This is a genomic window from Facklamia miroungae (genome assembly GCF_012396555.1).
Classification (GTDB): Bacteria; Bacillota; Bacilli; order Lactobacillales; family Aerococcaceae; genus Facklamia; species Facklamia miroungae.
Genome location: NZ_JAAXPS010000004.1, coordinates 1 through 12,223 on the forward strand (window position 1 = coordinate 1; position 12,223 = coordinate 12,223).

Below are 12,223 nucleotides of genomic sequence, written 5' to 3' on the forward strand. Positions count from 1 at the left end.
AATAGACCCTTACACATTTTGGTGTTTGTCTTTGTTCAGTTTTCAATGAGCTTCGCTGTCATAAGTGACAACTTCTATATACTAGCATGGTTTGCTTTTTTTGTCAAACCTTTTTTGAAGTTTTTTTGAATTTTCTTCTAAATATCTGTTTTTTTAGACATTTGCTAGCAGGAACTACATTTTACTACCATACTTCTTATGTGTCAATAGGTTTATAGATTATTTAGGCACTTTTTAATTAATTTTTCTGTATATAGAGATATGATGTTCTCAGGAGGATTTAAATGGTTTATTTCTTTTACTTTTACCTTGGTTCTTGTATGAGTAGTTTTACTCACTGCCTATCATATTCCCTTATTCGAAAGCGATTCGATTATTTGACGCGTTCAAAATGTGAACACTGTAAACAAAATCTCTTTTTTTGGCAATTATTTCCCCTTTTATCTTACTTATTTTTAAAAGGGCGGTGTTACTTTTGTAATATTCCTATTTCATCTGACCATTTTTATATCGAGTTATATGGCGGTTTATGTTCTTTGCTTCTTTTTTCTTACTCATCGCTTTCTTCTTTTTCTCTTGCCATGTATATGATTTTTATGATTATGGTATCGATGGATTTTTTGGGACGATGGGTTCCTGATTTGTTACAAATTGCTTTTTTACTGTTAGGTTTACTTTATAATAGTCAGTTGGAAATTATTTCTTTGCAAACTTTTCTTATTTTTTGTCTGTTTACCTTTTTAGTGCTTCTTACTGAACAAGCTTGGTTGGGGGGAGCCGATTTGAAATTCATTTGTATTTCTTTACTCTATATTCCTTTTTCATTTTTTCCACTTTATTTATTTTTAGCTAGTTTATTTGCACTTTTTTATGCCTTTATTTCAAAGGATAAAATCATTCCCTTTATACCTTATTTAATTTTTAGTTTCATTTTAATATATACTTGTACATAAAAAACCCCCTTCAAAAAACTGAAGGGGTATAATATGTTACTTATTATTTCATTTGTTGCGGTTCTTCGGTCATTTCAGTTGGCATAGGAATCGTATCTTGAGTCGTTTGAATTTCAAGCTCTCTATAACTATTCATACCTGTTCCAGCTGGAATCAACTTACCGATAATTACATTTTCTTTCAGACCTATTAAGTAGTCACGATCGCCTCGAATCGCTGCATCAGTTAAGACGCGAGTTGTTTCTTGGAAAGAAGCTGCTGAGATAAATGATTTAGTCTCTAGGGCAGCTTTTGTGATTCCTAATAAGACTGGTCGTGCGGTAGCGGGTGTCTCTCCACTTGTAATCGTATCTTTATTAGCTTTTGCAAAGTCAGCTATATCCATGAGGGCTCCTGGCAAAATATCGGTTGAAGCTGGGTCCATTACACGTACTTTGCGTAACATTTGACGCGCCATCACTTCAACGTGTTTATCTCCAATTTCTACCCCTTGACCTCGGTATACAGCTTGAACTTCTCGCATGATATATTTTTGAACAGTTAATACATCAGTCACTTTTAATAACTCTTTCGGATCAATAGAACCTTCAGTTAATGCCTGACCACGCTCTACGCGATCACCTTCATTAACTTTCAATCGAGCAGCATGCGCTACTTTATAAGTTCGATTATCTGTAACACCTGTGACCGTAATTTCTTTCAGCCGTTCACTCGTTTTTTCTTCGATAGAAGTCACAACACCTGCCACCTCAGTGATGGTCGCTTGTCCTTTTGGAATACGCGCTTCAAATATTTCTTGGATACGCGGTAAACCTTGAGTGATATCACCACCACCAGCTACTCCTCCCGTATGGAAAGTACGCATTGTTAACTGGGTTCCTGGTTCTCCGATCGATTGAGCCGCGATCGTACCAACTGCTTCTCCAACTTCAACTTCAGAGCCTGTCGCTAAGTTTCGACCATAACAATGCTTACATACACCATGATCGGTATTACAAGTAAAGACGGACCGAATGGTTACAGCTTCAATGCCTGCTTTAATAATTTCAGCAGCCTTTTCATCTGTAATCAATTCTTGCGCTTTAACAATTACTTCACCCGTTTCGGGATGAATCACCGATTTGTGCGCATAACGGCCTTGTAAACGTTCTTCTAAAGATTCAATGACTGAGTTACCATCAGCGATTTCACGAATTTCAACCCCACGATCAGTACCACAATCTTCCTCACGAATAATAACATCTTGAGCCACATCTACTAAGCGTCGGGTTAAATAACCAGAGTCAGCAGTCTTCAAGGCTGTATCCGTCATTCCTTTACGAGCCCCATGAGTTGAGATAAACATCTCCATAACGTTCAATCCTTCTCGGAAGTTAGAGGTGATCGGCAACTCAATGATTTTACCTGAAGGAGCGGCCATGTTTCCACGCATCCCAGCTAATTGGGTGAAGTTCGAAATATTACCACGCGCACCTGAATCGGACATCATAAAAATCGGATTCAAACGAGGTAGGCTCTGTTGTAGATCTTTTTGAATTTGATCTTTAGCTAATTCCCATGTTCGGATAACGCTTTCGTAACGCTCATCTTCAGTTAATAGACCACGGCGTCGCATTCTAGTAATCTCATCAACTTTTGAGTGAGCTTTCTCTAGAATATCTGCTTTGGTATCTAGACTTAATACGTCCGCTACGCCGACTGTAATTCCTGATTGTGTTGAGTACTTATAGCCCAAGTCTTTCATCTTATCAAGCATGATCGAAGTTTGAGTAATATGATAGTGCTTGAAGACTTCCGCAATAATATTACCAAAATCTTTTTTCTTGAATGGTGAGACTGGATCCATTTTTTCTATTGCTTCTTTAACATTTACACCGGGTTCTAAGAAATATATGTCAGGTGTTTTTTGTGTTAAGTTCTCATTTGATGGTTCATTCAAATAAGGAAATTCATCTGGCATAATTTCATTAAAGAAGAGTTTCCCGATCGTAGTGACCATTAAACGTTCTTTTTGCCAATCAGTAAACGTTTTATTGGTAAAAGATTTTGCCGGAATAGCGACTCGCGTATGTAAGTGAACATAACCATTCTGGTAGGCGATTTCTGCTTCTGAGATTGAACTGAGAATCATTCCTTCTCCGACTCGACCTGGTTCTTCTATCGTTAAATAATAGTTACCCAATACCATGTCCTGGGAAGGGGTTGCTACTGGTTTCCCATCCTTCGGACTTAAAATGTTTTGCGCACCTAGCATGAGCAAACGAGCTTCTGCTTGAGCTTCTTCAGATAATGGTACGTGAACTGCCATTTGGTCCCCATCGAAGTCAGCGTTATAAGCGTTACATACTAATGGATGTAACCGGATGGCCTTACCTTCGATTAGAACTGGCTCAAATGCTTGGATTCCTAAACGGTGTAAAGTAGGTGCCCGGTTCAATAGTACGGGATGTTCTTTAATAACATCTTCAATCACTGGCCAAATCGCATCATGCTGAACCTCAATCATACGTTTAGCATTTTTTACGTTCCCAGCAATCTCGCGCTCTACTAATTCTTTCATCACAAAAGGTTTGAATAATTCGATAGCCATCTCTTTTGGAATACCACATTGGTACATCTTTAAGAAAGGTCCTACAACGATAACGGAACGTCCAGAATAATCCACACGTTTCCCTAAAAGGTTTTGACGGAAACGTCCTTGCTTACCTTTCAACATGTGGGAGAGCGACTTCAAAGGACGGTTACCTGGTCCGGTCACTGCCCGACCACGACGACCATTATCGATCAAAGCATCCACCGCTTCTTGTAACATACGCTTTTCATTTTGAACAATAATGTTTGGAGCTCCTAAATCTAATAGACGCTTCAAACGATTGTTACGGTTAATAACACGGCGATATAAATCATTTAAATCAGACGTTGCAAAGCGCCCGCCTTCTAATTGAACCATAGGACGTAAATCAGGTGGAATAACAGGTAAAACATCTAGGACCATCCATTCTGGTTTATTTCCAGATTCTTGAAAAGAATCTAAGATATCCAAACGACGAATGGCTCTGGTTCTTTTTTGTCCTGTTAATGTCTTTAGCTCTTCACGTAATTCACTGACTTCAGCGTCAACATCCACTGCTTGTAAAAGTTCTTTGATAGCTTCTGCCCCCATTTTGGCATAAAAGCGATCACCAAATTCACGTTTTTTCTCGCGGTACTCTGTTTCTGTAAGTAGTGATTTATATTCAAGGCCTGTATCACCTGGATCAATTACGATATAAGAAGCGAAATAAATAACTTCTTCTAATAGTCTTGGACTCATATCGAGGATAAGACCAATTCGACTTGGAATTCCCTTAAAATACCAAACGTGAGTAACTGGAGCAGCTAACTCAATGTGCCCCATTCTTTCACGACGAACTTTGGCACGTGTAACTTCAACACCACAACGATCACACACTCGACCTTTATAGCGCACACGTTTTAATTTCCCACAAGAACATTCCCAATCCTTAGTTGGACCAAAGATCCGCTCACAGAAAAGTCCGTCTTTTTCAGGTTTTAATGTTCGATAGTTGATGGTTTCTGGTTTTTTAACTTCCCCATAAGACCATGAACGGATTTTTTCAGGGGATGCGAGACCGATTTTCATGGAATCAAATTTATTAACATCTATCAAGGGGCCGACCTCCTTCTTGATTTAAGCTGGTGTTTCCACCAATTAATGGAGTGCCTTTTCTCCAATGGCTCCAAGGCATTTAGACACTACTAGTCTTCAATCATTGAATCGATACTAGTAACTGAGGCTGAATTTTCTTCACTTTCACTTGTATGAACTATATGTCTTTCTCCAGCCGCTTTTTGATCTTCTTTATATTTTTCAAGTGCATTAAAGTTGATCACATCATCTTCGTCATCATCATCCAATAGTTCAATTTCTTTATCTTCAGCATCCAAGACTTTCAAGTCTAATCCTAAAGCTTGTAATTCTTTAACTAAGACTCGGAATGATTCAGGAACACCTGGTTTAGGTATCGCTTCACCTTTAACAATTGCTTCATAAGTTTTTACTCGACCTACTACATCATCTGATTTATAGGTCAGTATCTCTTGTAAGGTATAAGCTGCGCCATATGCTTCCAAAGCCCAAACTTCCATCTCACCAAACCGCTGCCCACCAAACTGAGCTTTACCTCCAAGAGGCTGCTGAGTAACAAGTGAGTATGGTCCTGTAGACCGTGCGTGTAATTTGTCGTCTACCATGTGGGCGAGTTTTAACATATACATAACTCCGACTGAAACTTTACGGTCGAATGGTTCCCCTGTACGGCCATCATAGAGTGTAGTTTTAGCATCAGGTTCTAACCCAGCTTCTTTAACAGTTGCCCAGACATCTTCTTCGTTTGCCCCATCAAAGACAGGAGTTGCAAAATTAATACCAAGTTGACGTCCGGCCATTCCTAAGTGTAATTCAAATACTTGTCCGATATTCATACGCGATGGCACCCCAAGTGGATTCAACATGATATCAACGGGTGTTCCGTCCGGCATGAACGGCATATCTTCTTCCGGCATGATTAAAGAGACAACCCCTTTATTCCCATGGCGTCCAGCCATTTTATCGCCGACTTGAATTTTACGTTTTTGAACAATATAAACGCGAACTAGTTTATTCACACCTGGTGAAAGTTCATCTCCATTTTCACGGGTAAAGATTTTGACATCGTGAACAATACCGCCGCCACCGTGTGGTACTCTTAAAGAAGTATCACGCACTTCACGCGCTTTTTCACCAAAAATGGCATGTAAAAGACGTTCTTCAGCTGTCAGTTCTGTGACACCTTTTGGTGTAACCTTCCCAACTAAAATATCACCATCACGCACTTCGGCACCCACCATAATAATACCATCCTTATCGAGGTATTTAAGGGCATCTTCACCCACGTTAGGGATTTCACGGGTAATTTCTTCAGGACCTAACTTGGTGTCACGCGATTCAGACTCATATTCTTCAATGTGGATCGAAGTATAGACATCATCTTTCACTAGACGTTCAGACATAATAATGGCATCTTCATAGTTGTATCCATCCCATGTCATGAAAGCGACAAGAGGGTTTTGACCCAAGGCCATTTCTCCATTTTCCATAGAGGAACCGTCTGCTAAAATTTCATTTTCATCGACTTGATCTCCCACTTCGACAATAGGGCGTTGATTATAACAAGTACCTGCGTTTGACCTTGCAAACTTAGTCAAACGATATTCGTCGATTGACCCGTCCTCTAATTGAACACGGATACGTTCTGCATCGACATATGTCACACGACCCGGTCTGCGGCAGATTAGTGCAGCTCCGGAGTCATGGGCCGCTTTATATTCGATACCTGTCCCGATAATTGGGGCTTTTGGACGAATTAATGGAACAGCTTGGCGCTGCATGTTAGCTCCCATTAAAGCCCGGTTAGAGTCATCATTTTCTAAGAATGGAATAGATGCTGTCGCAACCGCAACAACTTGTTTTGGTGAAACGTCCATAAAATCAACGGTATTAGTCTTTACTTCTAAGTTTTGATCTTTATACCGTGCCATTACGGTGTCGTTCGCAAATGTTCCATCTTCATTTAAGCGCGAGTTCGCTTGAGCAATAATATATAGGTCTTCTTCGTCAGCAGATAAATAAGTAATTTCTTCAGTAACAATCTTATTTGCTTTGTCAACCTTACGATAAGGCGTTTCGATAAAACCATAACGATTAATCTTAGCGTAAGAAGATAAAGAGTTGATCAAACCAATGTTTGGTCCTTCTGGTGTTTCAATTGGACACATACGGCCATAGTGAGAGTAATGTACGTCGCGGACTTCATATCCGGCACGGTCACGGGTTAATCCTCCTGGTCCTAATGCAGAAAGACGACGCTTGTGAGTCAGCTCACCTAACGGGTTCGTTTGGTCCATAAATTGGGATAATTGAGAAGACCCAAAAAACTCCTTAATAGCTGCTACCACTGGACGAATGTTAATCAATTGTTGCGGGGTCATGGTCGATATATCCTGTAAGGACATTCTCTCGCGCACGACTCTTTCCATCCGTGATAATCCGATACGGAATTGATTTTGTAATAATTCACCAACTGAACGGATGCGACGATTACCCAAGTGGTCAATATCATCTGTTGACCCTACTTGTTCATTCAATAGTAGGTAATAGTTCATAGAAGCGATGATATCGGCAGGGGTTAAGTGATGTACCCCTTCAAGATTAGCGTTACCTACAATATTAATCACACGATCCGCATCAATTGGAGAGTAAACTTTAACAATTTGTAAATCAATTGGTTCTCCAATTACACCATCTGGTGAAGGGGTATAGGTATAAACATTTAAACCGTTATCTAAATAAGGGATTAAGCGTTCAATATCGCCAGCACTTAGTTCTGTGCCTTCTGTAAAGAGTACCTCGCCTGTTTCTGGATCCGCTAATGTTTCTGCTAGCGTCATGCCTAAAAGACGGTGTTTAAGATGGAGCTTTTTATTTATTTTATAGCGTCCTACTGGTGCCAAATCATAGCGTCTTGGATCGAAGAAACGAGCAGTTAATAAATTACGTGAAGAATCTGCTGTTTTTGGCTCTCCTGGACGGAGGCGTTCATAAATATCTTTCAAGGCTTCTTCAGCACGCGAATCAGAAATATTCTTATGAACATCTTTTGCTAAGGTGTCATTTAATAAGGTGGTCTCTGATAAAATTTCGATAATTTCATCATCTTCACCGAATCCAAGCGCACGGATTAAAGCTGTAATTGGCAGTTTTCGTGTGCGATCAATTCTAACATAAGCAATACCTTTAGCGTCTGTTTCAAATTCTAACCAAGCACCTCGGTTAGGAATAACAGTTGATGCAAAAGTATGTCTTGATTTTTTATCTACTTTATCATGAAAATAAACACCCGGTGAGCGCACTAACTGAGAAACGATAACACGCTCCGCGCCGTTGATAATGAAAGTTCCCATGTCGGTCATAATCGGGAAATCCCCAAAGAATACTTCTTGCTCTTTCACTTCGCCGGTTTCTTTATTAACTAAACGTAAATTAACATAAATCGGCTTCGAGTAATTGGCATCATGAGCTCGAGCTTCTTCTACTGAATACTTAGCCTCTTGGAATGAGTAATCATGGAAATAAAGTTCTAAATTTTCTGTATGGTCGACGATTGGTGAGATATCTTCGAACATTGTTTTTAATCCTTCATCTAAAAACCACTTATAAGAATCGGTTTGGATTTCAATCAAGTTCGGTAATTCTAATACTTCATCAATTCGTGCATAACTACGACGTTCTGCTTTTTTACCATATTTCACGATATGATGTTGACTCAAACAATTCACCCCTCTAATTTATTACGTAGCGAATGGTGATTCTTCTAGGCTTGCTGTAACTATCGGCTTGCAGGTTACATTTTGTTTACAAACGTTACGTTTTGTTTACAAAATGTGTTTTGCCTGCTTTTAAGGGCAAAAAAAAGACAAAAGAATTGATTTTAATCGCCTAAGCTTCCTCAATCTTTTGTTTACTCTGCCAAAATCGCCGACCGGACAATATTTCGGTGCCATTTTGAATTCAATGTTCACGCTATGCGTTATTCAATAATACATTGTGTTCAATAAAATGTCAAGCCTTTTTTATTGAAATGAGCTTAAAAAATGATTCTGTAAATTAAAGCATCCACCCACTGACTTCAGTAGGTGGATAGGTAGCTATACTTCTTTTTCTAACAGCATTTTTGCTTCATTACTATTGGTCAAACCAACAAAGAGATCACTTTCTTCGATAATAAAGCTAGGATTAACATTAACATCAAAGCCTTCTTCAATACGAGACTTAATTGCGATCAAATTAATGTCATATTGTCCTCTAAAATTAATTTCCTCAATCGTTTTGCCAATCCAACTTTTTCGAGCGGTAAATTCAACAATATGACTTTGAGAATCTAATTGAATTAAATCCAACACTGAATCATTCGTTAATTCATTGCCAATCCTGACCCCCATATCGGTTTCTGGTAGAATGACTCGGTCGACCCCTAATTTTAATAGAACTTCTTTATATTCTTCTTTTCGCGTTTTTGCGATAATAATAGGTATCCTTAACTTTTGTAAGGACAGTAAAGTGGTAATAGTATTATCAAATTTCGATGAAGACGCAATAATCGCCATCTTTGCTTCACCTACACCAGCTTCTTTCAATACCTCATATTTGGTAAAATCGCCTTGAACTGCCACTTCCACTTGGCTAGCAATTGCTTCAACCAGTTCCATATCCCGGTCGATTACGATTACCTGCTTGTGATTGTCCGCTAAAGTTTTTGCGAGTGAAGTACCAAATAAGCCCAGACCCAATACTGCTATTATTTCTTTTTTCATTTTTATCTCCTTATTTAACCAATCATTAAATTGCCCTGTGGATACTTAATTTTAGAAGGTTTACGTCCCATATTAGCAGACCAAAAGACAGTTAATAAGCCAATACGTCCAATTAACATCATAAACATTAAAACTGTTTTACCAATCGGCGTTAAATTAGGGGTCAATCCCATGCTCAAACCAACCGTAGAAAAGCAGGAAACAACCTCTACGACAATATACTCAATCCCAAACCCTGGCGGAATCGTCTCCGTAATTAACAAAATCATCGTTGCAAAAGTAATCAAAACCATACCCGAAATTAAAATGAAAACTGCCTTTAAAATAGCCCCATCAGGAATCGCTCTCTTAAAAATAATTCTACCCTTACGGTGAATAGCTGATGAAGAAAAGATGAGTAAGGTTGCCAAAGTCGTCGTCTTAATTCCTCCCCCCGTAGAACCAGAAGAAGCTCCAATAAACATAAGTACAATTGTAAGAAATATGCCTGCAGGCGATAGCAAGGTATAGTCAATATTGGAATAACCTGCTGTTCGCGGTGTGACTGCCAAAAAGAGGTAGTTAATGCCTTTCATCAATCCTGACTGGTTTTGAAACAAGACAGAATCCTGTTCAGTAATCGCAAATAAAATGGTTCCTCCTATCAGCAAGACAATTGTAATCATTAGTACGATCTTGGTATGCCAAAGTAGTTTTTGATTACGATTAAAAGTTAACAAGTCTCGCCAAACGATAAATCCCAAACCTCCTATAATAATTAGGACAATACAGGTTATAAGGACTAAAGGATTATCTTGGAAACCAACCAATGAGTCTCCTAACAAATCAAATCCTGCATTACAAAAGGCCGAAATACTATGGAAGACTGAATAATAAATTCCTTTTAACCAACCAAAACGTGGAATAAAATCAATTCCTAAGATCACAGCCCCACTTATTTGTACAATTAATGAAAACTGAATGATATACCTTAGCAAATCCCTAACTTCTGAAATATCTGAAATGTTTAAAGACTCTAACAAAACTTTATGGAGTCTTAAATTAATTTGCTTACCCATATAGATAAAGAGAGTAACCCATAATGTCATGAAACCCAAACCGCCTATTTCAATCAAGATCAAGATAATTGTACGACCAATGTAATTCCAATGCTCCGTCGTATTAACTGTCACGTTACCCGTCACACAAACTGCTGAAACAGCCGTAAACCACGCATCAATTAACTTCGTCCACTGACCCGATTGACTCGCTAAAGGTGTAGCTAAGAGCAAGCCCCCAATAAATGATATTAAAACGAACATTAAAACAATGTATATCGGAGCAGAAATCTGGGTGAAAAAATTTTGAACCCTATTGAACAAATAACCTTCTCCCTTCTCGTGATCACACATATTAGAATCGTTTAATGCGCTAAAATTAGCTAGATGCTTTTACAGACTGTAAAATCCAATAGCCTTTAGAACGTTCAACTTCGCAAACATTACCGAATTTTTCTTCCATAAATTTCTTCATACTGGGTGCCCCTTGTTTTTTTTGAATAACTAACCACAATTGACCCTCTTGCAAAAGGGCTTGATGAGCTTGAAGGACAAATTGTTGAATGACAGTCTTTCCTGCTCGAATCGGTGGGTTGGTCAAAACAAAGTTATAGGCCCTATCAAAAGAATGAGATAAGGCATCTCCTTGAATGAAATCACAATTTGTAACTTGATTAAGTCGAAGGTTCTCTTTAGCTAAATTAATGGCACGTTCATTGATTTCAATACCACTCACTTGCAACATGGGAAATTGGTCGGCAACCGAAATCGAAATAGGCCCATAACCAGAGCCTAATTCTAAGACTGTTCCTGCATTTAAAAGTGGACTATTATGGCTTACAAACGTTTCGATAAGCAACCGTGATCCATAATCAACTCTACCTTTTGAAAAGACACCTGCATCGGTATAAAAACGATATGATCGATCTATGAGTTGAGTTTCAATACAATGCTCATCGTGAGCGCTTTGTGGCCGATGACTATAGTAATGATCAGACATTCAATTCACTCCTAACTGAGTTTAATCTTATACATCTTAACATTATTGATAAAAAAGTGATATAATTTATCCATCCTTATCTCATTACCAAATATAATAATCATTTTAATTTTATTTGGCATAGGACTGACTTATTATAATCGGATTCTTAATAAAAATAAAGACTACTAACAAAAATCAGAAAGGGAATTTAAATGAAAAAGTTTAATAAATTAATTCTCCTATTAGCATCAGCAAGTCTATTTGCTAGCGCGTGTCATATGTCTGATGCTAAAAACCAAGCTGAACCCAATAAAACAACTAGTCATGCTGAAAAAACAACTGAAATAAATGAACTTGTTTCTTTTGAAGAAGATACAAAACTTCTTAAAATGGAGCCAAAACTTAAAGAAAAAACATATAAACAGTTAGACCAAATGGAAAGTTATTCGGAAGATCCCATTATTTCTCCGCACTCAATGTCAAATATCCAAACTATTGAGGATCAAAAAGCTTATGAAAATGTAATCAAGGCCTCCTATCACTCTCCCCAACTAATTTATATTGGATTTAACGAGTGCCCCTATTGCCGAAATTTTTTACCTAAGCTCAATCAGCTTGCAAAAGAATTAAGTTTAACTTACTATTATTATAATACTAATGAAAGAGTAAATGACAATAATTTCCGAGACCTCGTGGATAACTACTTTAAAGTTTCAACCGTTCCTCAACTCTTCTTGATAAAAGATGGACAGATAGATAGAAAACTAGAAAATACAAACTCCATGGCTGAATTAGAAGCTTTTCTATTAGCGGCTAAATAATGAAATCAAAACAGCGCC

The 12,223-nt window shown here is 38.2% G+C and carries 7 protein-coding genes; 2 read left to right on the forward strand and 5 right to left on the reverse strand.

Translation table 11 applies throughout. The features are described 5' to 3' along the window. Positions 1–320 precede the first annotated feature (320 nt). Positions 321–953: a prepilin peptidase gene (locus HF969_RS10185; protein ID WP_425591397.1), complete on the forward strand. Its 633-nt coding sequence runs from the start codon at positions 321–323 to the stop codon at positions 951–953. A 43-nt stretch (positions 954–996) separates the two neighbouring features. Here HF969_RS10185 and rpoC read toward each other — a convergent pair whose 3' ends face one another. The 5 genes from rpoC to HF969_RS05065 form a co-directional block, all read right to left on the reverse strand. After that, a complete protein-coding gene (gene rpoC, locus HF969_RS05045) occupies positions 997–4,623 on the reverse strand; it encodes a DNA-directed RNA polymerase subunit beta' (protein WP_090289908.1) in 3,627 nt (1,208 codons plus the stop codon). 89 nt (positions 4,624–4,712) lie between these two features. Next, positions 4,713–8,321 carry a DNA-directed RNA polymerase subunit beta gene (gene rpoB / locus HF969_RS05050; protein ID WP_245694837.1) on the reverse strand — a complete coding sequence of 1,203 codons (3,609 nt, stop codon included), beginning with the start codon at positions 8,319–8,321 and terminating at the stop codon, positions 4,713–4,715. Between the two features lie 378 nt (positions 8,322–8,699). Next, positions 8,700–9,365, reverse strand: coding sequence for a potassium channel family protein (locus tag HF969_RS05055; RefSeq protein WP_090289907.1), 666 nt, complete (start codon positions 9,363–9,365; stop codon positions 8,700–8,702). Positions 9,366–9,379: 14 nt separating this feature from the next. Beyond that, positions 9,380–10,726, reverse strand: a complete 1,347-nt coding sequence (locus HF969_RS05060; RefSeq protein ID WP_245694836.1) for a TrkH family potassium uptake protein — start codon at positions 10,724–10,726, stop codon at positions 9,380–9,382. 55 nt (positions 10,727–10,781) lie between these two features. Then, complete coding sequence (locus HF969_RS05065; RefSeq protein WP_090289905.1) at positions 10,782–11,402, reverse strand: class I SAM-dependent methyltransferase; 621 nt, start codon at positions 11,400–11,402, stop codon at positions 10,782–10,784. A gap of 194 nt (positions 11,403–11,596) precedes the next feature. Here HF969_RS05065 and HF969_RS05070 point away from each other — a divergent pair, with 194 nt between their 5' ends. After that, on the forward strand, positions 11,597–12,205 hold the full coding sequence (locus HF969_RS05070) for a thioredoxin family protein (RefSeq protein ID WP_090289904.1): 609 nt from the start codon (positions 11,597–11,599) through the stop codon (positions 12,203–12,205). Positions 12,206–12,223 lie beyond the last annotated feature (18 nt).

What these genes read in the sequence shown, in the direction of transcription:
- HF969_RS10185 (WP_425591397.1), top strand. Translation starts at nt 321, where the DNA reads ATGAGTAGTTTTACTCACTGCCTATCATATTCCCTTATTCGAAAGCGA.
- HF969_RS05055 (WP_090289907.1), bottom strand. Translation starts at nt 9,365, where the DNA reads ATGAAAAAAGAAATAATAGCAGTATTGGGTCTGGGCTTATTTGGTACT.
- HF969_RS05065 (WP_090289905.1), bottom strand. Translation starts at nt 11,402, where the DNA reads ATGTCTGATCATTACTATAGTCATCGGCCACAAAGCGCTCACGATGAG.
- HF969_RS05070 (WP_090289904.1), top strand. Translation starts at nt 11,597, where the DNA reads ATGAAAAAGTTTAATAAATTAATTCTCCTATTAGCATCAGCAAGTCTA.